The 22,073-nt window shown below is 58.2% G+C and carries 15 protein-coding genes; 5 read left to right on the forward strand and 10 right to left on the reverse strand.

Going from position 1 to position 22,073, the window contains the following annotated elements; translation table 11 throughout:
• Positions 1-4 precede the first annotated feature (4 nt).
• The 4 genes from PSAB_RS19090 to PSAB_RS19105 all read right to left on the reverse strand — a co-directional run bounded on the left by PSAB_RS19090 (position 5) and on the right by PSAB_RS19105 (position 10,599).
• On the reverse strand, positions 5-742 hold the full coding sequence (locus tag PSAB_RS19090; protein ID WP_025336189.1) for a glycosyltransferase family 2 protein: 738 nt from the start codon (positions 740-742) through the stop codon (positions 5-7).
• A complete protein-coding gene (locus PSAB_RS19095) occupies positions 739-1,701 on the reverse strand; it encodes a glycosyltransferase family 2 protein (RefSeq protein ID WP_025336190.1) in 963 nt (320 codons plus the stop codon). The genes PSAB_RS19090 and PSAB_RS19095 overlap by 4 nt, the downstream gene beginning before the upstream one ends.
• A gap of 7 nt (positions 1,702-1,708) precedes the next feature.
• Positions 1,709-2,533 (reverse strand): glycosyltransferase family 2 protein, encoded by an 825-nt coding sequence (locus tag PSAB_RS19100; RefSeq protein ID WP_025336191.1) that lies wholly within the window; start codon positions 2,531-2,533, stop codon positions 1,709-1,711.
• 260 nt (positions 2,534-2,793) lie between these two features.
• Complete coding sequence (locus tag PSAB_RS19105) at positions 2,794-10,599, reverse strand: WIAG-tail domain (RefSeq protein ID WP_025336192.1); 7,806 nt, start codon at positions 10,597-10,599, stop codon at positions 2,794-2,796.
• 314 nt (positions 10,600-10,913) lie between these two features.
• Between PSAB_RS19105 and PSAB_RS19110 the strand changes: the two genes are divergently transcribed.
• Positions 10,914-11,993 (forward strand): YheC/YheD family protein, encoded by a 1,080-nt coding sequence (locus tag PSAB_RS19110; protein ID WP_025336193.1) that lies wholly within the window; start codon positions 10,914-10,916, stop codon positions 11,991-11,993.
• A 96-nt stretch (positions 11,994-12,089) separates the two neighbouring features.
• Entirely contained in the window at positions 12,090-12,881 is a 792-nt protein-coding gene (asd, locus tag PSAB_RS19115; RefSeq protein WP_025336194.1) for an archaetidylserine decarboxylase, read from the forward strand.
• A 161-nt stretch (positions 12,882-13,042) separates the two neighbouring features.
• On the opposite strand, the gene gpmA is transcribed toward asd, so the two are convergent.
• From gpmA to PSAB_RS19130, 3 genes are all read right to left on the reverse strand, one after another.
• Positions 13,043-13,792, reverse strand: a complete 750-nt coding sequence (gene gpmA, locus PSAB_RS19120; RefSeq protein ID WP_025336195.1) for a 2,3-diphosphoglycerate-dependent phosphoglycerate mutase — start codon at positions 13,790-13,792, stop codon at positions 13,043-13,045.
• Positions 13,793-14,010: 218 nt separating this feature from the next.
• Entirely contained in the window at positions 14,011-14,796 is a 786-nt protein-coding gene (locus PSAB_RS19125) for an AraC family transcriptional regulator (RefSeq protein ID WP_025336196.1), read from the reverse strand.
• 48 nt (positions 14,797-14,844) lie between these two features.
• Positions 14,845-16,422 carry an aminotransferase-like domain-containing protein gene (locus PSAB_RS19130; protein WP_025336197.1) on the reverse strand — a complete coding sequence of 526 codons (1,578 nt, stop codon included), beginning with the start codon at positions 16,420-16,422 and terminating at the stop codon, positions 14,845-14,847.
• Between the two features lie 122 nt (positions 16,423-16,544).
• On the opposite strand from PSAB_RS19130, the gene PSAB_RS19135 reads away from it, so the two are divergent.
• From PSAB_RS19135 to PSAB_RS26220, 3 genes are all read left to right on the forward strand, one after another.
• Positions 16,545-17,162 (forward strand): pyridoxamine 5'-phosphate oxidase family protein, encoded by a 618-nt coding sequence (locus PSAB_RS19135; RefSeq protein ID WP_025336198.1) that lies wholly within the window; start codon positions 16,545-16,547, stop codon positions 17,160-17,162.
• Between the two features lie 234 nt (positions 17,163-17,396).
• Positions 17,397-18,698: an aminotransferase class I/II-fold pyridoxal phosphate-dependent enzyme gene (locus PSAB_RS19140; RefSeq protein ID WP_025336199.1), complete on the forward strand. Its 1,302-nt coding sequence runs from the start codon at positions 17,397-17,399 to the stop codon at positions 18,696-18,698.
• Positions 18,699-18,931: 233 nt separating this feature from the next.
• The gene (locus PSAB_RS26220) at positions 18,932-19,042 is read left to right on the forward strand and encodes a YjcZ family sporulation protein (protein WP_226991725.1); all 111 of its coding nucleotides are present in this window, start codon (positions 18,932-18,934) and stop codon (positions 19,040-19,042) included.
• Positions 19,043-19,226: 184 nt separating this feature from the next.
• Here the strand turns inward: PSAB_RS26220 and PSAB_RS19145 are convergent, their stop codons facing one another.
• The 3 genes from PSAB_RS19145 to PSAB_RS19155 are packed head-to-tail and all read right to left on the reverse strand — an operon-like array spanning position 19,227 to position 21,715.
• Entirely contained in the window at positions 19,227-20,117 is an 891-nt protein-coding gene (locus PSAB_RS19145; RefSeq protein WP_226991726.1) for an alpha/beta fold hydrolase, read from the reverse strand.
• 9 nt (positions 20,118-20,126) lie between these two features.
• Positions 20,127-20,765: a TetR/AcrR family transcriptional regulator gene (locus PSAB_RS19150; RefSeq protein WP_025336201.1), complete on the reverse strand. Its 639-nt coding sequence runs from the start codon at positions 20,763-20,765 to the stop codon at positions 20,127-20,129.
• Between the two features lie 41 nt (positions 20,766-20,806).
• The gene (locus PSAB_RS19155; protein ID WP_025336202.1) at positions 20,807-21,715 is read right to left on the reverse strand and encodes a putative RNA methyltransferase; all 909 of its coding nucleotides are present in this window, start codon (positions 21,713-21,715) and stop codon (positions 20,807-20,809) included.
• Positions 21,716-22,073: the final 358 nt, after the last annotated feature.

Below are 22,073 nucleotides of genomic sequence, written 5' to 3' on the forward strand. Positions count from 1 at the left end.
GATTTCAAATAAACTGCCCGGGGTCGACCCCCCATTTGTCCATATATAGTCCGCGATTGCGCTCAATCAGCTCTTTCCAGCCGGAACGGTAAACCTCCTTGAAGCTGGCGCTCCCCTCATGATGCACCAGGCAGTCCCCGGCGATCAGCAGCCGGTAGCCCTGAAGACGTGCGCGCATGCAATAATCGTCGTCCTCGAAATGCCCCGGCGAAAATCTTTCATCGAATAGACCTACCTTTGTGAACACTTCCCTTTTGAATAAAAAGCATAAGCCGACCAGCCGGGTCGTCTCGCTCCATTTGGAGGGATCGGAAATATTCGCCGTCTCCGCCGCCGCATGGAACCCGGCAATGTCCGAATAACCGGTGCTTATCTGCTGCCTGCCGCTGGCATAATTGGTCACGGGACCGACAATGCCTATATATGGAGCGCTGTACAAGGCTGCCTTCAGATTAGTCAACCACCCCTTAGAAACAATGACATCATTATTGAGAAGCAGCAGTTCGTCCCCTGATGCCAGCTGAAGGCCGTGATTGCAGGCGGCCGGAAACCCGGCGTTGGCGGGTAAGGAGATGAAGGCGATCTTTTCTCTGCGGCAGTATTCCGCCGTGCCGTCGCTGGAGGCATTATCCACAACGATCAGTTCGTAAGGCTCCGCCGTATGCCCGCGAATGGCCTCCACGCAGTTCCGGAGCAGCCTCAGTCCGTTAAAGGTCGGAATAATAATACTGGTTCGCGTCATATTCCGTTCCTCCATGCCGCAAGCAAGCGGCGGCTGTCCGTCCCGCTCTCTCGCCAGAGCAGCCCCGTCTCGCCGCGGGCGAACCCTTCCGCAAGCGCCTCGGCATGATCGCCGATAATCAATTGTTCCACGCCGTTACCCGCCCCCGTATTCCCTTTTCGAATCCGGTTCCGCTTGATGACATTAACCGTGCCCGCAGTCTTGATGCAAAGCTTCTGCATAATGGCGGCCGCCTGGGCCTTGGGGGGGACCGCTAGCGTCTGGGGGCCGATAAGCTCCAATGCCCTGCGGGAAAGCGCATGCGGTACGGCAGTCATGGAACCGGAACCCAGATCCTCCCGGCCAAGCGCTGTGTTCAGAAACATTTTGCAGCGGGTCACGTCATCGCATTCTCCGAATACCGGAAGCAGCGGATTCAGGTTATTAAGCGCCACATCCGCTCCCTGGTCTACGGCCGCAGCGAAAGGATACAGCTCCGGAGCGGGGATGGCCATATCGCCATCAAGGAACAGCAGGATGTCGCCCCGGCTGAGCTTTGCGCCAATCGCCCGCCCTATATCATGACCCGCTGCCTCCGGACAGTGGACGATGGTGGCCATGCCGGACTTCCGCGCCCGCCGGAAGCTGTTATCGACGCAGCCGTTCAGTACGACGATGATCTCCTCCGGCTTCAGCCGTTCCGCTTCTTTCAGCACCGCTCCCAGCGTCGTTTCCTCATTGCATGCGCTAATAATGACCGACAGCTTCCTGTTCAGCGCCGGCCGAATCCATGCCGTTTTCCCGGAGCTTCGTCCGGCGGTTCTTCCGGAGGGTCGAACCGGTCCTGGAGTTCTAACGCTGCTAAGGACTTTTCGGATACGAGTCTTTTGCAGCTTTGCAGGTCCCTGCAAGACGCTTTTTCGCCCTGAAGCGGAAGCCTTGGACCTGCTGGCAGGCTTCGGATGAATTCCAATTCTCATGAGTCTATCACCTCACCATTTCCCTCCGCCGAGTCCCGTCGCTGAATCCGGCTCTCTCGCCCCTGCTTTCCAGCACCAGAGAAATCGCCCGGAGATGATCCGCGACAATAATCTGCTGCAAGGGATCGGTCCCGTTCGTCTTGGGGCGGATAACGTTCATTCTCCCGACGGGTACCTTATACGCTGCTTCTATTTTAAGGCCTTTCAGAACAGCCATCGCCTGCGCCATCGGCGGAGAGGACAATATCCCGCTGCCGAGCGTTTCCAAAGCCTTGCGGCTTAGCGCGTGCGGAACTGCCGTCATCGAGCAGCCCTTCAGTTCCGGACGGCCCAGCAGAATATTGAGCGTATGCTTGGAGAGCACAACCGGATGGGGACGGGAACGGTGAACCGGTCCGGAATAATCGTTCAAAGCGATGTCTGCTCCCCTGCTTACAGCCGCCTTGAAAGGACGAAGCTGTGAAGCCGGAATGACCAGATCGCCGTCCGTAAACAAAAGAATGTCACCTTTCGCCGACTCCGCCCCTACGCTGCGGCCGACATCGTGTCCCAGCGGCTCCGCATAGGTTATCACGCGCGCTCCGCAGGACGCGGCAATTTCTGCGGTGCCATCAGAGGAACCGTTAACCACAACGATGACTTCACATCGCAAATCGACTTTTCTTGCTTCCTTGATGGCCGCTGCAATCGTGCCCGCTTCATTCATTGCCGGAATGATAACGGACACGATCGGCTCGGGATGATTCCCGGAGTATGCGGCTTTATGAGTCCGGGCCGCACGGCGTACAGTACTGCGCCGGGAGGGGCGGGAGCGCTTTATTATTCGCTTCATGCACAATCATCCTCCTAGCAAGCATTCCCCCGGGGCGGGGTTCATCACAGTGTATGTAACCAGCTGCCGCCTGGAACGGCCAACGTCTACGTTTGTCAATATTCCGGCCAATTCGGAATGAACGGCAGCGGACTCTGAGAAAGGGGATATACGTGAAATCTATAAAGAAAAAGCGCAGTCTCTTGGCTGCGCTTTTCGTTATTTTTCAATGGGGAAACCGGGATTTCGATAATCCGGATGTTATAGGCGATACCATAACCTTAATCGTATAACCGGTCCTCAGGAGCGGGCTTCGCCGCAGGGGCACCGATCGCAATCCAGGAAATGACACCGTAGAATTGCTGAGTTTCGCGCAGACGAACAACCTGAAGTACGGCATCTGCGCTTCCCCTGCTTTTTAATGAAACATAGAAGAAGGGCTGGTTGGTCATGGCGACAATTACATAGCCTGTGTGGCCGAATGGCTCATCGAAGGTCACGGTGACATCCACGGTATCCGAGCCTGCAGCGAACAAGAACGCGGACATTCCAAACTGCTGAAGCGTCGACCGGTTACCCGCGCTCCGCACCGGATTGAAGGTCAGATGCTCGGGGCTCACCGCTTCCCGCATCAGTTGTTCTCCCCCGACGGAGGATGGAGCAAGATGCTGGCTCTGTACGCTCTCTTCTGCCAGATGGCTGGACTGAATGGAGAACGGAGCGATCTTCGAGCCGTCCACCGCTTCGTCCAGAAGCTGCGATCCGCCTACCGCACCTTCGGCCAGTTGGTCACTGCCGATGCTCTTTGGTGCAAGCTTGCTTCCGTCAATCGAGCCACCCGGCAGCAGCTCCGGAGAACGAACCTCCTCAGACAGATGCTGAAGCGTAATCTCGCCCGCCGCAATATGGCGGCCTTTCACCGAGTCATCCGACAAATGTTCAGATTGAACGGCCAATGCGGCCAGGTGTTCGCCATAGACGGAGCAGGGCACAAGGTTATAGCTCTGTACGCTCTCTTCCGCCAGATGACGGGTCTGAATGGAGAACGGGGCAATCTTCGAGCCGTCCACCGCTTCGTCTTGAAGCTGCTCGCCCCCTACCGCACCTTCGGCCAACTGGTCACTGCCGATGCTCTTCGGGGCCAGCTTGCTTGCGGCAATCGAGCCATCAAGCAGCAGCTCCGAAGAGCGCACCTCAGCCGAAAGATGCTGAAGCGTAATCCCGCCTGCGGTGATATGGTGGCCTTCTACCGAGCCGTCCGCCAGATGCTTCGATTGAACGGCGGCATCGGCCAGCTTGGCGGAATGGACGCTGCCGTCCGCAAGCTTCTCGGCCGTTACTGCGCTGCCGCCGAGTTTGTCGCTTGTTACACTTCCAGGTGACAGCTTCTTCGAGGTGACCGATTGATCCGCGAGGTGATGGATCTGAACCGCTTCGGCGGCGAGATGGCAGTTCTGCACGCTGCCTTCCTCGAGATGGTGAGACTGAATGGATAACGGAGCGATCTTCGAGCCGTCCACTGCTTCTTCCTGAAGCTGCTCGCCCCCCACCGCACCTGCGGCCAGTTGGTCACTGCCGATGCTCTTCGGGGCCAGCTTGCTTGCGTTAATTGAGCCATCCAGCAGCAGCTCCGAAGAGCGTACTTCTGCCGACAGATGCTGAAGCGTAATCCCGCCTGCGGCTATATGGCGGCCTTCTACCGCGCCGTCTGCCAAATGCTCCGATTGCACGGCTGCATCGGCCAGCTTGGCGGAATGGACACTGCCGTCCGCGAGCTTCTCGGCCGTGACTGCGCTGCTGCCGAGTTTGTCGCTTGTTACACTCTCAGGTGACAGCTTCTGCGAGGTAACCGATTGATCCGCGAGGTGACGGAGCTGGACCGCTTCGGCGGCCAGATGGTAGCTCTGCACGCTGCCTTCCTCGAGATGGTGAGACTGGATGGAGAACGGGGCAATCTTCGAGCCGTCCACCGCTTCTTCCTGAAGCTGCTCGCCCCCTACCGCACCTTCGGCCAGCTGGTCACTGCCGATGCTCTTCGGGGCCAGCTTGCTTGCATCAATTGAGCCATCCAGCAGCAGCTCCGAGGAGCGTACCTCGGCCGACAGATGCTGAAGCGTAACCCCGCCTGCGGCTATATGGCGGCCTTCTACCGAGCCGTCCGCCAGATGCTCCGATTGAACGGCCGATGACGCTAGCTTGGCGGAATGGACGCTGCCGTCCGCGAGCTTCTCGGCCGTGACTGCGCTGCCGCCGAGTTTGTCGCTTGTTACGCTCTCAGATGACAGCTTCTGCGAGGTAACCGATTGATCCGCGAGGTGGTGGAGCTGAACCGCTTCGGCGGCCAGATGGTAGCTCTGCACGCTGCCTTCCTCGAGATGGTGAGACTGGATGGAGAACGGGGCAATCTTCGAGCCATCCACCGCTTCTTCCTGAAGCTGCTCGCCCCCTACCGCATCTTCGGCCAACTGGTCACTGCCGATGCTCTTCGGGGCCAGCTTGCTTGCGGCAATCGAGCCATCCAGCAGCAGCTCCGAGGAGCGCACCTCAGCCGACAGATGCTGAAGCGTAACCCCGCCTGCGGCTATATGGCGGCCTTCTACCGAGCCTTCCGCCAGATGCTTCGATTGAACGGCTGCATCGGCCAGCTTGGCGGAATGGACACTGCCGTCCGCGAGCTTCTCGGCCGTGACTGCGCTGCCGCCGAGTTTGTCGCTTGTTACGCTCTCAGATGACAGCTTCTGCGAGGTAACCGATTGATCCGCGAGGTGATGGATCTGGACTGCCTCGGCGACCAGATGGTAGCTCTGCACGATACCTTCCTCAAGATGGTGAGACTGAATGGAGAACGGGGCAATCTTCGAGCCGTCCACCGCTTCTTCCTGAAGCTGCTCACCCCCCACCGCATCTTCGGCCAGTTGGTCACTGCCGATGCTCTTCGGGGCAAGCTTGCTTGCGTTAATTGAGCCATCGGGCAGCAGCTCCGAGGAACGCACCTCGGCCGACAGATGCTGAAGCGTAATCCCGCCCGCGGCTATATGGCGGCCTTCTACCGAGCCTTCCGCCAGATGCTCTCCCTTGACAGCTTCGGCAGCCAAATGCGTTGAACGAACAGTCCCTGCCCCAAGCTTGCCGGCGGTGACGCTGCCGTCCTGAAGCTGGGCGGACGAGACCGAGTCCGGCTGAAGATGACCGGAGCCGACGGACTGGGAGCGGATGTGCTCACCGCCAACAATGCCCGGGGACAAATGCTCCGGCTGAAGCGCGCCCGGCGCGATGGCCTCCTTCCCTACTGAGCCCGGCGCTAAATGCTCGGACTCAACAGCCGATACGGACAGCTTGGCGGAATCGACGCTGCCGTCCGCGAGCTTGGAGGTCGTTACCGCTAAATCGCCAAGCTTATCGCTCGTCACGCTCTCAGGCGACAGCTTAAGCGAGGTAACCGCATGATCCGCAAGATGATGGGGCTGAACTGTATCAGCGGCAAGATGATGGCTCTGCACACTCGCCTCTTCCAGATGGCGGGAGTGGATGGAGAACGGGGCGATCTTCGAGCCGTCCACCGCTTCATCCTGAAGCTCAGCTCCCCCTATGGCGCCTTCTGCCAGCAGGCCACTGCCAATGCTATTCGGCGCCAGTTTGCTTCCGGTGATCGAACCCTCAAGCAGTAGGTCCGAAGAGCGAACCTCCGCTGCCAGATGCTCAAGCGTAATTCCGCCCGCCGCAATATGGCGGCTTTCCACAGAGCCGTCCGCCAAATGTTCCGATTGGATCGACGATGCCTCCAAATGCTCGCTTCCGACCGAAGAGGGAGCCAGATGGTAGCTCTGTACGCTCTCTTCCTCCAGATGACGGGAGTGGATGGAGAATGGGGCAATCTTCGAGCCGTCCACCGCTTCGTCATGAAGCTCGGCTCCCCCTACGGCGCCTTCCGCCAGCAAGCCACTGCCGATGCTCTTCGGCGCCAGCTTGCTGCCGGTAATCGAGCCGTCGGGCAGCAGGTCCGAAGAGCGGACCTCCACTGCCAGATGCTCCAGTGTAATTGCGCCCTCCGCAATATGGCGGCTATCCACCGAGCCGTCCCTCAGATGCTCTCCGGTAACGGATTCCTCGGCTAAATGCCCGGAACCGACGGCTCCTTCCCCGAGCTTGTCGGCGGTAACGCTGCCGTCCTGAAGCTGGACGGAAGCGACGGAGTCCGGCAGAAGATGTCCGGAGCCGACGGACTGGGAGCGGATATGCTCGCTGCCGATCATATCGTGGGACAGATGCTCCGGCTGGAGCGCTCCCGCCGCGATCGCTGCCGATCCTACCGCGCCCGCCGCCAGATGCTTCGATTGAACAGCAGCATCGGCCAGCTTGGCGGAAGTGACGCTGCCGTCCCGAAGCTTGGCGGAAGTTACCGCGAGGTCTCCGAGCTTGTCGCTTGTCACGCCCCCCGGTGCCAGCTTGAGCGAGGTGACCGAATGATCAGCCAGATGATGGGGCTGAACCGCTTCGGCTGCCAGATGGGTGCTCTGTACGCTCTCCTCCTCCAGATGACGGGACTGGATGGAATGAGAGGCGATCTTCGAGCCGTCCACCGCTTCGTCATGAAGCTCCGCTCTGCCTACCGCTCCTCCCTCCAGCCTGTCACCGCTGATGCTTCTCGTCGCAAGCTTGCTTCCGGTGATGGAGTTGTCAGGTAATAACTCCGAGGAGCGAACCTCGGCCGACAAATGTTCCAGCGTCACCCCGCCCGCCGTAATATGGCGGCTTTCGACCGCGCCTGCCGCCAGATGCCCCGGCTGAACGGCCGATGGCTCCAGATGCTGGCTGCCGACAGAAGATGGGGCCAGGTGATAGCTTTGTACGCTCTCTTCCTCCAGATGACGGGACTGGACCGAGAACGGAGCAATCTTCGAGCCGTCCACCGCTTCGTCCTGAAGCTCTGCTCCGCCTACCGCGCCTGCCGCCAGCAGGCCGCTGCCGATGCTGCCAGGCGCAATCTTGCTTCCGTTAATCGAGCCGTCGGGCAGCAGCTCCGGGGATCGTACCTCCTCAGCCAAATGCCGGAGCGTGATTTCGCCCTCTTCAATATGGCGGCCTTGTACTGCGCCTTCGGCCAGCTGTTCGTCTGTGATGGACCCCGGGGCCAAATGCTCCGAGTGGACGGCTCCTGCCCCAAGCTTGCCAGCGGTGACGCTGCCGTCCTGAAGCTGGACCCAGGAGACCGAATCCGGCTGGAGATGGCTTACTCCGACAGACTGAGAACGGATATGCTCGCCGCTGATCACGTCGGGGGACAAATGCTCCGAGCGAAGCGTGCCTGCCGCGATTGCATCTTTCCCTACCGAGCCTGCCGCCAGATGCTTCGGCTGTATGGCGGATGCGGCCAGCTTGGCGGAAGTGACGCTGCCGTCCGCGAGCTTGGCGGAAGTTACCGCGAGGTCGCTGAGCTTGTCGCTCGTCACGCTTTCGGGCGACAGCTTGAGCGAGGTGACCGCATGTTCCGCCAGATGATGAGGCTGGATGGCTTCCGCGGCAAGATGATGGCTTTGCACGCTCTCTTCCTCCAGGTGGCGGGACTGGATGGAGAGGGAGGCGATCTTCGAGCCGTCCACCGCTTCGTCCTGAAGCTCCGCTCCGCCTACTGCCCCTGTCGCCAGTCTGTCGCTGCCGATGCTCTTTGGCGCCAGCTTACTGCCGCCAATCGATCCGTCGGGCAGCAGCTCCTGCGAGCGCACTTCCGCAGCCAGATGCTCAAGTGTAATTTCGCCCGCCGCAATATGGCGGCCTTCCACAGAGCTGTCCGCCAGATGCTCTCCGGCGACGGATTCCGCAGCCAAATGGTCGGAGTGCACAGCTCCTGCATCAATCTTGCTGGCCGTGACGCTGCCGTCCTGAAGCTGGACGAACGATATCGAGCCCGGCAGAAGATGGCTAACTCCGACAGACAAGGAGCGGATATGTTCGCCGCCGATAATGCTGGGGGACAAATGCTCCGAGTAAATCGAGCCAGGGGCGATCGCTTCCTTCCCTACCGCGTCTTTCGCCAGATGCTCGGCTTCAACGGCGGCTTCGGCTAGCTTGGCGAAAGTGACGCTGCCGTCCGCGAGCTTGGCGGAGGTTACCGCAAGGTCGCTGAGCTTGTCGCTCGTCACGCTTTCAGGCGACAGCTTGAGTGAAGTGACTGCATGATCCGCCAGATGATGGGGCTGGACCGCTTCAGCGGCAATGTGGATATCTTTTACCGCGCCTTCCGCCAGCTTCTCCCCCGACACCGATCCCGGCTGAATGGCAACCGGTGCTACGCTGTTCTTCCGCAAATGCCGGCTGTCTACCGCTCCAGCAGCCAAATGCTCGCCATCCACGGCAGCGTCCTGGAGCACGCGGGCGCTGACGCTGGAATCGGCAAAATGCTTCTCTTCCACCGCGCACAACGCAATATGCTCACCGCTAACCGCTCCTGGCGCAATAGCGTAGTCTCCAATCGCGCCAGGCGCCAGCTTGCTTGCAACCACGCTGCCGTCCGCAAGCTTGGCGGCGGTAACGCTCTGGGCGCGCAGGTGTCCCGTGCCCACCGCTTCCCCGGCGAGCTCTCCGCCTGTAACGGCTCCGGCCGCCAGATGCCGGGAATGCACCGAATCGTCCTTGAGATGCGGCGCCCCTACCGTACCGGCCCGAAGCTGTTCTTCTCCCACCGCTTCAGGCTGAATATGGGCGGAGCCTACGGCCTGAGGCGCAAGCTGCGAACTGCGCACGGCCGATTTGGCGATATGCCGGGTTCCCACGGACTCATCGGCAAGCTTGTGCCCGATTATACTCTGATCGGCAATCTTGGATGAAGTGACCGCCTGCTCCACAAGCTGCGCCGTACCGATCGCGCCTTCAGCCAGCTTGGTGTACGTTATGCTCCGGTCTGCCAGATGGCGGCCCGTTACGGCTCCACTGGCGATGTGTCCTTCGGAGACGCTGTCCGGCGCAAGATGCGAACCCTGTACTGACTCTGCGCCAAGCTCTCTCTCGCCGACTGCGCCTTCGGCCAGATGGCTGCTGACGATGCTGCCGAGCTGCAGCTGTTCGCTTCCGATCACCCGGCCGGTGAGCTGCTCCGGGCCGATGGCTCCCGGCGCAAGATGCTTCGCTCCGACAATGCCTTCTCCCAAATGGTGGGCCCCAATGGCTCCATCCTCGATCTTCGCGCCGTTGATCGATCCATCTTCGATGATATCTCCGCCGACGGAGCCGTCGGCCAGCTTGGAACGGTCAATCAGGCCGCTCGCCAGATGCCGGATGCCAATCGAACCGCTCTGGATTTTGTCTCCGGTGACGGCGCCTTCCTCCAGAAGCTCGGTGGTGATGATGCACTCGCTTAAATGGCGGCTTTCAATCGACCGCTCGGCGATCTTGCTGGCATCGATCAGCCGATCGGCCAGCTTCTCGGGGCCGATGCTGCCCTCCTTCAGCTTCTCGCCGCCGATGGAGTGGTCGAGCAGCTTGCCGCCGGACACGCTGCCCTCGGCCAGATGAACGCCAGACACGGATTCCGGCGCGATCTTGACCGAAGTAATCGCCTTGTCCGCGATATGAATGGACTGGACCGCATAGTCCTGCAGCCACGGAGCGCCGATGATGCCGGGCTTCAGCTTCGAACCATCGATGCTTCGCGGAGCGATTTTCGGTCCCGTTACCGCTCCGTCCGACAGATCATCGGTATACACCTGCCGCTTCTCTTTCTCCAGCTTCACGGCAAAAGGCTCGATCTCCGGCTTGATCTCGGGAGCCTCCTCCAGTTTGATCTCGGGAACTGTCTCCGGTTTGATCTCGGGAGCTGTCTCCGGAATGGTCTCGGAGACCGTCTCCGCCTGCTCGTTAAGGATTTCCACAGGCTCGGCGGCGGCCGAGGAGTGCAGTGCCAGCGCCTCTTTCTCCTCTTCCGCTTCCGTCTTGACAGCCGGAGCTATTGCTTTTTCAACACTTACCGTATCGACCTTCCACGACTGCTCTTCCCCGTCATCCAATATACTTATTTCCTTGATATTCGGGTTATCCACAAAATAAAGCCGTTTCTTCGACTTAACCGGCAGCTTCTTTCTGGATCTGCTCACTAGCAGTCCCTCCCTCCGCTGTGTTTTCGCCTAAGCATCATATGCACGAAACCGGGCGAATGACACCCTTCTCCCCTCCCGAACGCCAACTAAGCCGCGATTTTACGCATCCGGCTTTCTTGCATCGGAGGAATTGTTGGGGCATGCCCAGCTGCCGGAATCCGGGAGGAAAGTGAAAAAGGGCTTCTGTCACTCGCTCATTCGTCCACCCTGATAGGCCGCTATTCACATATTCTGAAAGAAAAGGCAAGAAGAAAGGCTGCGCCGCCCGTTAAACGGCAGGGCGAGGATGATTAACTGGGAGGGATCGATTAATGGGGCAACGACTCGTCGGTATACTGCTTAATGCCGCTGCACACCGGGGGATTCCCCGGGGCAGGACGGGATGGGAGTCCCTTGCCTGCTATGAAGAAGCCGCAGCCGCCTACGGCCTGACCCCCTGTTATATGAAGCTATCGGACATCAATCCCGTTTACGGATATTGCGCCGCTTATATCAAGGGCCCCCGCGGTTATAAAAAAATGCTCCTGCCGATTCCCCAAGTCATCCATAACCGTGCCATTTACGCTGTTGGAAGCACCGGAACCGAACAGCTGACCGCCTACGGGGTGAAGGTGTTCAACCGGCAGAGCAGGTACGGCAAAGATGAGATTCACCGGCTGCTTGAGCTCGATTCGGGGCTTCGCCGCCATCTTCCCGATACAGAGGCGGGCACCGAGGGGCTGGAACAGATGATGAAGCGTCACTCGGATCTTATTCTGAAGCCCCGCCGGGGAAGCGTCGGAAAAGGGATTATGCGCTTGAAACGCGATGACAATGAAGACTGGATCTTGAATTATCTGCATAACCACCGGATGATGAAGGCGAATATCTCTCCCTCCCGGCTCCCCTTTGCTCTTGTGAACCTGATGGACACCGGAACTTATCTGGTTCAGGAACGGATTCCGCTTGCGGAGGCGGCTGGAAGACCCTTTGACCTCCGGGTCACGGTCCAGCGCGGCTGGGGCGGTGAATGGGCCGTCACCGGACTGTTCGCCAAGCTGGCGTCTCCCGGCAGCTTCGTCTCCAATATCGCCCGCGGCGGAGAAGCGGTGGAGGCCGCTTTGGCGCTGGAGCAGGCCTTTCCTAGCCGTGCTGCCGCCCACTACCGCATGTCGGCCGCGGCACTCGCCCTTGCGGTAGCGCGCAGCTTGGAGAGCAGCCTGCCGGGGCTGGCCGATCTCGGGCTCGACATCGCGGTTACACAGGACGGCGAGCTATTTTTCATCGAATGCAACGGACGGGACCAGCGGTACGGATTCTACAAGGCGGGGCTGCCGGAGATCTGGAAGGAGAGCTACCGGCGTCCCATGGGATATGCCCGCTACTTGCTGGACGGCGGAGCGATGCAATAACGTTATTGATTTGTCTTCTATTCTATGTCAATATAATGCAGAGCGGGCGGGTCTTCAGCTACCCGCGGCCGCTGCATGACGGAAGGGAGACAAGGCATGGTTAAACGACTGCTGCGGCTGATGACCGAGCTGTCCTCGCACAGATGGATTTCCCGTATGATGGGCTCTTTTTCCCACAGCAGGATCAGCCGCGTGCTTATCCCGGCATTTATCCGGACTTATCAGATTCCCGCCTCGGAGGCGGAAAAAGAACCCGGCGAATACGCCACACTCAACGAGTTCTTCAGCCGGAGGCTGAAGCCGGGTATGCGGACCGTCGCAGTAGAGACGGACGCTGTGGCCAGCCCCGTTGACGCGATGATTACGGCGATGGGCGGCATTTCTTCGGGAACGATCTTGAATGTAAAAGGGCAGGATTATAAATTGGAGGAGCTGCTCAATCACTCTCCTCACCAGGAGCTTTATAAGAAGGGCTTTTTTTTCGTGCTGTATTTAAGTCCGACCGATTATCACCGCATTCATTCTCCCGTTACCGGAAAATTGGCGGAGAGCGACTATATTCGCGGGCGCTGCTATCCCGTCAATGAATTCGGCATGCGGCATATGAAAGGCGTGCTGTGCCGCAACGAGCGGCTCATTACTTATATTGACCACGAATATGGCGAAGTGGCCGTCGTGAAGGTTGGCGCAATGAACGTCAGCGGCATTCACTATTCAGGCGAAAGCAAGCGGGCGTGGACAATCGGCGAGGACCTCGCATACTTCGAGTTCGGCTCGACGGTGGTCCTGCTGGCCGAAAGCGGCATTTTCACTCCCCGCCCGGGACTTGAGCCCGGCATGAAAGTAAAAATGGGCGAGCTGCTCGGATTCCTGCGGCCGCCGGAATAGGTCATCAAATCGAATCAGCCCGGCAGAATTGACAGGATGGAAATCCGTCGTTCGGCCGGGCTGATTACTTTTTATCACACAGGTCAGGAAAGCGGGGAAGCTCCCCGTCTCTCCTCTGTTATGCTTATACGGCGGCATTTGCTTACTTGCTCCGTCCTTCTTTACTCGCTTACCTTCCCCTGATTCGCCACCTCGCGGGCCTTGGCCTCCACCTTCTCCGGCTCCCCGAGATAGAACCGGCGGATGGGCTTTACATCGTCGTCCAGCTCGTAGACGAGAGGAATGCCGGTCGGAATATTGAGGTGCAGCAGTGCGGTCTCGTCAATATCCTCCATATACTTGATCAGCGCCCGCAACGTGTTGCCGTGCGCCGAAATCAGCACCCGCTCCTTCTTGCGGACAAGCGGCACAATCCGGTTTCCCCAGAAGTCGCCGACCCGGTGAACCGTATCCTCAAGGCTTTCGCCGCGGGGGATGTCGCCGGGACGCACCTCCTGGTAACGCCGGTCGTTTCGGGCATAGCGCGGATCATCCGGCTCCAGCATCGGCGGGCGGACCGACAGGCTGCGGCGCCAAATTTGCAGCTGCTCGTCGCCGTATTTTAACGCCGTCTCCGACTTGCTGAGCCCCTGCAGCGCGCCGTAATGCCGTTCATTCAGCTTCCACGATTTCTGCACGGGAATCCACAGCAGATCCAGCTCTTCCAGAACCAGATGAAGCGTCTTGATGGAACGCTTGAGGACCGAGGCAAAGGCGAGGTCGAACGTATACCCAGCTTCCTTGAGCATTTTGCCCGCTTCCCTGGCCTCATGTATCCCCTTCTCCGTCAGATCCGGATCGCTCCAGCCGGTAAACAGATTCTGGCGGTTGTATTCGCTCTCCCCATGACGTATCAGCACGATTTCATACATGCGCGTTCTCCTCCCATATTCCGTTTGAATCCCATCTGCTCATCTTGTCCATTTCGTACAAATTTCAGCCTAAGCCGCCTTATGTTCCGGGGGAAATGTCAAAAACCGAAGACCTTGGAAAAGCGCCTTCGGTTCAATTTCATTTGTAATTCCCGATGAGCTTTGCAAGCTGTACCCGGAACGTATTTACCCTGGAGCTCCGCCGGCGAAACCTCATTTTAGCGGATTTCCGAAGGGCTCTTTCCCGTATGCTGCTTGAACTGGCGGCTGAAAAAGAAAATGTCGCGGTATCCGAGCGCGTCCGCCACCTCCGTCACGTTCATACCCGCGTACAGCAGCAGATGCTGGGCCCGTTCGATCCGGGTGCGGATGACATACGACTGCACGGAGGAGCCGATTAATTCTTTGAATTTTATGGAAAAATAACGGGGCGACAGCCCGGCCCGGGCGGCCAGCTCCTCGACGCGGTGGGCGACCCCGGGATGCTGGCTGATGTAATTCGCAACCTCGTGAATAACCTCGGCGAGCTGGTTGCTGACGCTGCGTTCCACCGGCTTCGCCCGGTCTTCCCGCAGCAGGTTGATCATGATCTGCTTGAGAATGAGCTGGCCTTCTTCCTCTGCGGCGAAGGTCTTCACCAGAAACAGCCGGACGTAGCGCGCCAGCAGGTGCTCGAACTCCACCGTCTCGGTCAGCTTGCGGTAAGGCTCCGGGATATCGGTGACAGGCTCCTTAACATCAAAATGAATGTATGTAAGCACAAGGGGTTTCTGCGGGTTATGCTTTGCGCTTGTATGGTCTCCCGGACGAAACAGGAAACAGCTTCCCGGGCCGACCTCATAGGCTGTGCCGTTGCGCACAACCGTTCCTTCGCCGCTCCAGACGTAGAACAAGTCGTAATTGGGGAGCGGCTTCTCCCTTTTCTGCCATTTCCAACCCGGCTCGCAGACGATTTTGGCCAAGGCGGGAAGGATGACAAAAGAGGAAGGCGATGCATTCAGCATCCTTGTTCCCTCCTTCATCATTAAATCGTTTATCCTAATCATACCTTTTCACACTTCATTTTGCACATCGTTCCAGGCCAGCGCAAGCCGCCTTACCCCTTCAGTCAGCTCCGGTTTGTCCAGATGGGAAAAAGCGAAGCAGGCGGCAGGCTCGCCGGACGCAATCCGGTAACAGGCGGCGTCCCTAAAATCGACTTCCCGCCGCTTGGCCGCCGCCTGAAAGCGTACGAATTCCTCTTCGCCCCGAAGCCAGCGGGCGTAGATATGCAGCCCCGCGTCGCCGGGCTGAAGATGAAACAGACCGCCCGGCAGTCCGGCCAGCAGCTCGCGGAGCAGGCGTCCGCGTTCGCCATAGAGGCGCGTCATGCGCCTGATATGGCGGGCGTAATTGCCGAGCGACATGAAGCGGGCCAGCGCCCGCTGCTCCAGAAGGCCGGCGGGATGCGGCTCGTACAGCGCCTTCGCAGCCGCCGCAGGCGCCACCAGAGAAGGAGGCAGGACGGCGTAGCCGATGCGAAGCCCGGCGAACATCGTATTGGAGAAGGAGCCGATGTATACGACGCGCTCCTCCCGGTCAAGCGCCTTCAGCGGCTCGATGGGGCGGCCGGACCAGCGGAACTCGCTGTCGTAATCATCCTCGATAATGATCGCCCGCCGGGAGGCCGCCCATTCCAGCAGCCTCCGCCGCCGTTCCAGCGGCAGGACGGCGCCCGTGGGATATTGGCGGCTCGGCGTCACGAACAGCAGCCGGGCCTCCCAGTCCTGCGGCACAAGGCCGCTGCCGTCGACTGGGCCCGGAACGGCCGCGCCGCCGGAGATCTCGACAGCGCGGCGGATGCCGTGAAAGCCGGGGTCCTCGACCACGGCCCGGCCCCCGCCGTCCAGCAGCAGCTGGGTCAGCAGGACGATGCCCTGCATGGAGCCGCTGAACGTCACGATATGCTCCGCTTCAGCGCGGATGCCGCGAGTAATCCGCAGATGCGCGGCAATCGCCCGCCGCAGTCCCGCGTCCCCTTCCGGCGGCGCGGAGACGCCGAGCGCACCGCCGCTCCGGCCTCCGGCATGAGACAGCGCGCTGCGCCATTCCGCGTAAGGGAAATGCTCCATCGGCATTCCGGGGCTGCGGAAGCTGATTATCGAGCCGCCCTCTGCGGCTTCTTCCCTTGCAGGCGGCTGCGCCGCAAGCCGCCGGGCCCAGGCGGACAGCGGGATGTCCGCCGCCCGGCCTTCACCGGCGGATGCGCCGCCTGGCCCCGATTCGCGGGAGCGCTCCGCCAGCCCAGCCCCGCCCTGGGCCAGTCCCGTGCCAGCTTCCGCGCGTCCCGCCGTTCTCTCCACCGGCCGCCCGCTCTCCGCAGTGAAGCCCGAGCCGTCCCCGGACACGAAGGTACCCCGTCCCGTCTCCGATTTCACGTAGCCGTCGGCGGCGAGCATATCGTACACCTGAGCTGCCGATCCCCGGGACAGGTCGAATAAAGCGGCCAGCTTGCGCGTGGACGGAAGGCGTGTGCCTCCCGGCAAATCCCCGCTCAGGATCGCGGTCCGGAGCGCGTGATACAGCGCCAGATACTTATAGCGGTATTCAGCCAGATATTCGTCAAAATTTACGATCGGGATGCCGTACATAGTTGTCTCCTCCATTCAAGTGGACCAATAAAAATAATGTAAATGGGCCCTTTTTTCTTGTCAATCTCCTGTTATGCTGTTGGTTAACCATTTCTAAACAGCTTGGAAGGAGCGCTTGCATGATGAGAAGAAAAGAATTTAAGGTCGAGCAGGAAGAAGAACTGGAAGCCTTTCTTAATGAAATGAGCTTTGGCTTTCTTGGCACGATTGATGAACAGGGCCGTCCGCGCGTCACCCCGCTTAATTTCGTGTATATTGGAGGATGCTTTTATTTCCACGGCAGCCATGCCGGAGGCAAGATGGAGGCGATCCGCGAGATGGACAAGGTCTGTTTCACCGTAGCGGACGAGTTCGCCCTGATTCCTTCGTATTTTACCGACCCCCAAATGGCCTGTCCGGCCACCGCCTATTTCAAAAGCGTCACCGCCTTTGGCACGGCCGAGATCGTAACCGATTTAAGCGAAAAAGCGGCAGCGATGGAAAAGTTCATGCAGAAGCTTCAACCGGAGGGCGGGTACGACCCCATTGACGCGGAAAACCCGAAGTACCGCCCCCAGCTTAAAGCGGTCGCCGTCGTGCGGATCGTTCCGGAAGAAATTACCGCTAAGTTCAAGTTTGGGCAAAATCTGAAGGAAGAAGACCGCAGCGCCGTTATCAGCGGGCTTGAGGCCAGAGGCGGGGAGCGGGATGCCGAAACCGTTGAAATGATGAAAAAATTCTGTCCGTACCACTCCTCATAAGTGGCTCGGGTAGGCAAGTATTACCGGGGATAGTCCGCCTTACGCGGGCTGTCCCCGTTTTGCTGTGTGAACGTTTAACAAACCCCTTAAAATTATCCCAAAAACTTTTAGAAAAAACCGATAATCCGAAGTGACTGTCCCGTATCGCAGATGATATAATGTTAGGCAATGTTAACACACTAACTCCGACTGCAAGACGCTGCGATTTCAAAGTTAACCGGAAGGATGAAACCGATGAATCCACAGGCTGGACAATTAAATGAAAGCATTAAAGCCGGAAACGAGCATGTATATGACATGCTGTCCACTCTCGGCAGAGAAATCTATTTTCCAAAAGTAGGCATTCTGAGCCAATCCGCCGAGGCGACCGCTCATGCCAAGAAATACAACGCCACGATCGGCATAGCCACCGAGAACGGCGGCCCGATGCACCTGGGCGTCATTCAGGAGAAGCTCTCCGCGTTCGCTCCGAAGGACCTGTACGGCTATGCTCCGCCTGCGGGCAAGCCCGAGCTGCGTACCGTATGGCGCGAGAAAATGCTGCGGGAGAACCCTTCGCTCGAAGGCAAATCCTTTGGCAATCCGATTGTAACCAACGCGCTGACCCACGGGCTCAGCATTGTCGCCGACCTGTTCGCCGAGTCCGGTGACGCGGTCGTCTATCCCGACAAGAACTGGGAGAACTACGAGCTGACCTTCAACGTCCGGCGGCACGCGGAGCTGGTTACCTACCCGCTGTTCACCGAAGATATGACCTTCAACAGCGACGGCCTGCTTGAGGCACTGCTGGCTCAGAAGGATAAGGGCAAAGCCATCGTGCTGCTCAACTTCCCGAACAATCCGACAGGCTACACACCGGGTCAAAAGGAAGGGGACGCGATCGTAGCCGCCATTCTAAAGGCGGCCGAAGCAGGCGTCAATGTGGTTGCGGTATGCGATGACGCGTATTTCGGGCTCTTCTTCGAGGATTCCCTCAAGGAATCACTGTTCGGCAAGCTGGCGAACGTGCACCCGCGCGTGCTTGCGGTCAAGATCGACGGCGCGACGAAGGAAGAATACGTATGGGGCTTCCGCGTAGGCTTCATCACCTATGCTTCCGAGAACAAGGACGTGCTGGCCGCTCTGGAGCAGAAGACGCTCGGCATTATCCGGGCCACTATTTCCAGCGGTCCGCATCCATCGCAGACCTTCGTGCTTGACGCTCTCAAGGCGCCGGCATTCGAGGAGCAGAAGGAAGAGAAATTCCGGATCATGAAGGGCCGGGCCAACAAGGTCAAGGCGCTGCTCGACAGCGGAAAATACGGAGACGATGTGTGGACGTATTATCCGTTCAATTCCGGCTATTTCATGTGCCTGAAGCTTCGTACCGTCAATGCGGAGGAGCTTCGCCAGCATCTGATCCACAATTACGGCCTTGGCACGATTGCTCTCGGCGACACTGATCTGCGAATCGCTTTTTCCTGTATCGCCGAAGAAAATCTGGAAGATTTGTTCGACCTGGTGTACGCCGGCATTCGCGATCTCGAACAAGCCTGACCGATTGCCCAAAGTCCAGCCTCCGGCATATCAAGAGCTGCCTCAGCAGCGGTTTCCAACCGCTGTAAGGCAGCTCTTTTTTAACTCTTTTTTACTAGGGAATGATCGTTATCCAGAAGCCCTGTTTCTAAATTTTGAGGTCTTGGCGGCATTGGCCCATACCCCTTTCAACCACGGCACATAGTATACGGTGTACTCAAGTACAACACAACTTCACCGAAAGGGGAATGAACATGAGCGAAGAAGTAAGAGGCGGATACGGATACTCACCTTTCACCAGCACTGGAGCCATCCTGGTTCTCTTCATCCTGCTGGTTATCATCAGCCGTTCTCTGTTTGTTTAATCGGCCATTGATTCATCCTCGGAAGAGAGCCTCTTAGGCTCCCTTCCCTCTCATCATGTTCGAGCCGCTTTGTTTTGGCCCATCCGCACCATAAGCTGAACTGATAAGGGCGTAAATAAAGAGATCCGGTCAGGCCGTTCCACGGCCCAAAGGATCTCTTCTTTTTTTATGATTGTATTATTGTTCAACCAACGCCGTTCATCAGCCGCGCTTCCCCGAGAAAATCGAGAATAAGTCCGTTAACCTCCCCGGGCTTCTCCAGCGGCAGCCCATGTCCTGCATCCCGGATGACATGCGCCCTTACATCGGGCATAACCGCACGGGCACGGCTTACAGCCCGCTCCGCATCATACTGAACCTCCTGATCGCCGATCAGAAGCAGGGCGGGCGCCGTGATCCGCTTCAGTTCGTCATCCGTCAGCAGGGAGGGTAACAGCTTGACTTTCGGAAGCGCGTTCTGCAAGGCGACGACAACTTGACGCCTCAGCATCGGATTGATGGTGTTCCCTTCGCCCGTCATATCATCCAACAGCGCATGGATCCGCCGTTCCGACGGGAGGAAGCCAGCAAGCATGCAGCGGACAAAGAAACGGCTGCTCTGCGGAAGCACACCCGCGCCGGGACTCAGAATAACCAGCTTGTCAACAAGGGACGGCCGCAGAGAGGCCACAATCATGGCGACAAAGCCGCCATAGGAATGGCCGCCAATATGCGCGTGCCCTATACCGAACGCCTGAAGCAGCTCTTCGAACCATTCTGCGCAGTCTTTCTTGCTGCGGATCAGGCGCTCGGGCTCGCTTTTATTGATATCGCCCGGGAGGTCCACTGCGTATACGCGGTAGGCGGAAGACAACTCCCGGATATTCTCCACCCATCCGCTCGAGCTGAAGCAGAAGCCGTGGAACAGGACGAGCGCCGGTGCACCCGCCGGTCCTGCCGCAAGATAATGCGTCCGGCCATAGGAAGTCACGGCATGCCGCGACTCCACCGGTGTTCCCATCAAGCCCACGGTCCGGTCATACGCCTCGGCCAGCCGCTGCGGGCTGCCGCCCTTTCTGTAAATCGAGACCATCATGATTCCTCCTTATTTTCCGCAAGCCTTGCAAAAAAAAGCGATATGCTCCTCCATTCGCCTCCGGATATCGTCCGTGGCCTTTCCGTCCAGACGCAGCAGCAGAAATTCGGCGATCATACTGAACACCGGATATTGATACTCGGCCGCCAGCATCGCCGGGGAACTCGGAGGGATTTTGCCGGATTCGATATACTTGGCAAACACCGCCTCCATAAACCAAAGCGAACTTCCGACCAGCTCATTCAGATAAATTTCACGCGCCGCCTTGTTGCGGACCTGTTCAAGATACAGAATGCGCCAGATCTCCTCCATTTTCGGACTCAGCACATGATCCAGGAAATTCAGATAAACCTGCCTTAAAAAGTCCTTCAGCGGCATCGCCTTGGCGATATGCTCAAGCTGTTCCACCGGGGGCTTGATCTTCCCAAGGCTGACGCGAAAGTTGGCAAAGATCGTCTCCTGAAGCTCTTCCTTGCTGCGGAAATGATTATAGAACGAGCTTTCCTTGATCCCGGCCTCGCGGGTCAGGTCACGGATGGAAACCCCGCTGAAGCCTTTTAACGAGAAGGCGCCGATGGCAATGTCGATCAGCCGGTTCTTGGTAGCATTGACAATTTCCTTATTCGATATATCCACATAAACGCTCATGGAAACCGTCCTTCCGATTAGACTAACTAACGACCGTTAGTTCAAATATAAGGTAATTTGTTTTTTCCGTCAATAGGCTTTGGAATGCGTCCGATTAAAATATCCAGCTCTATCGTAATCTCCGCCGAATCCTGCTGGATAAAAGCTTCAATCTCCTTGTTGCCCGAGGACCAGGCAAGCGGAGTCATGCGAACCAGATCGGCAAGCTCCCCGGTACTCAGCTCTTTGGAGTAATGGAGCCTTGCCGTATCCAGCACATGAAAATGCTTTTGGAACAGCGCCGCTACCCCGTCGTTTTGGTACATCCCTTTTTCGCTGTCCTTGAATATCGTTTGTCTTAATTCCCTTAGATAACCGGAGCGGGGCAGGACTTTGATGACGAGACCATCCCGGGCCAGAATCCGCTTGAATTCTTTGTAATTTGCCGGGGACAAAATATTAAGAATCACCTGGACCGCCCCGTCAGCGAGAGGGGATTGCGCCAGATCGCCCACGATCCATATGGATTCGGCATACCGCTTGGAGGCCAGGATGATGCCTTCCCTGGATAGATCGAGGCCGATTCCGGTCATCCCCGGACAGCCGCAGCCCTCCAAAATTCGCCCTAGATGCGACCCTTCTCCGCAGCCCAAATCGGCGACCGTACAGGGGATTGCAGCGCTTTGCGTATGCTCCTTGATCATGCGTGCCAACCTTTCATGCAGCGGAGCGTACAGGCCCGATTCCGTGATCATGCGGCGTCTAGACTCGAACAATTCTTTCGTGTAATGCCCCTTTGCGGGACGGACCGACAGGTTGAGATAGCCCGGTTTGGCAAAATCAAACGTATGCTTTTCGATGCAGACCAAACTTTTATCATCGATCACCGCCACCCGGCATCCGCAAATCGGGCACTGAAAGGCCGGCTCCATTTCTTTTATGCGCGCAGCACTTCTGGTTCTTCCATTCATACCTTGTCTCCCCTTCAAAATAAAAATCACAAGCAGCCGCCTGTGATCTGAGAGTAAAGGGAAACAGCCCCATCCTGCCTGAGCCGGATGAAGCTTTAAGATAGCCATTGCCAAACAACCTTCCGCTTGCCGTCCGGAAGAAAGAGAAAATATAAAAAAAAAGAAAGGCGGCATGATCCGCCCTTCTTTCGTATGGGGTATTCTCCCTGGCAAAAGAAGATCATTAAAAATGGACAGACTGATCCCGTTTACTCTGTATCACAAACAGAGCCTTTGAACGTATTTGATTACAGGTTCAAAGTAGGGAAACGCAGTCTGATGTAATGCACCATGATTAAAAATCCTCCTTGGGAGATGG

The organism is Paenibacillus sabinae T27, assembly GCF_000612505.1.
Classification (GTDB): domain Bacteria; phylum Bacillota; class Bacilli; order Paenibacillales; family Paenibacillaceae; genus Paenibacillus_AQ; species Paenibacillus_AQ sabinae.

What these genes read in the sequence shown, in the direction of transcription:
- PSAB_RS19090 (WP_025336189.1), bottom strand. Translation starts at nt 742, where the DNA reads ATGACGCGAACCAGTATTATTATTCCGACCTTTAACGGACTGAGGCTG.
- PSAB_RS19095 (WP_025336190.1), bottom strand. Translation starts at nt 1,701, where the DNA reads ATGAGAATTGGAATTCATCCGAAGCCTGCCAGCAGGTCCAAGGCTTCC.
- PSAB_RS19100 (WP_025336191.1), bottom strand. Translation starts at nt 2,533, where the DNA reads ATGAAGCGAATAATAAAGCGCTCCCGCCCCTCCCGGCGCAGTACTGTA.
- PSAB_RS19110 (WP_025336193.1), top strand. Translation starts at nt 10,914, where the DNA reads ATGGGGCAACGACTCGTCGGTATACTGCTTAATGCCGCTGCACACCGG.
- asd (WP_025336194.1), top strand. Translation starts at nt 12,090, where the DNA reads ATGGTTAAACGACTGCTGCGGCTGATGACCGAGCTGTCCTCGCACAGA.
- gpmA (WP_025336195.1), bottom strand. Translation starts at nt 13,792, where the DNA reads ATGTATGAAATCGTGCTGATACGTCATGGGGAGAGCGAATACAACCGC.
- PSAB_RS19125 (WP_025336196.1), bottom strand. Translation starts at nt 14,796, where the DNA reads ATGCTGAATGCATCGCCTTCCTCTTTTGTCATCCTTCCCGCCTTGGCC.
- PSAB_RS19130 (WP_025336197.1), bottom strand. Translation starts at nt 16,422, where the DNA reads ATGTACGGCATCCCGATCGTAAATTTTGACGAATATCTGGCTGAATAC.
- PSAB_RS19135 (WP_025336198.1), top strand. Translation starts at nt 16,545, where the DNA reads ATGAGAAGAAAAGAATTTAAGGTCGAGCAGGAAGAAGAACTGGAAGCC.
- PSAB_RS19140 (WP_025336199.1), top strand. Translation starts at nt 17,397, where the DNA reads ATGAATCCACAGGCTGGACAATTAAATGAAAGCATTAAAGCCGGAAAC.
- PSAB_RS26220 (WP_226991725.1), top strand. Translation starts at nt 18,932, where the DNA reads ATGAGCGAAGAAGTAAGAGGCGGATACGGATACTCACCTTTCACCAGC.
- PSAB_RS19145 (WP_226991726.1), bottom strand. Translation starts at nt 20,117, where the DNA reads ATGATGGTCTCGATTTACAGAAAGGGCGGCAGCCCGCAGCGGCTGGCC.
- PSAB_RS19150 (WP_025336201.1), bottom strand. Translation starts at nt 20,765, where the DNA reads ATGAGCGTTTATGTGGATATATCGAATAAGGAAATTGTCAATGCTACC.
- PSAB_RS19155 (WP_025336202.1), bottom strand. Translation starts at nt 21,715, where the DNA reads ATGAATGGAAGAACCAGAAGTGCTGCGCGCATAAAAGAAATGGAGCCG.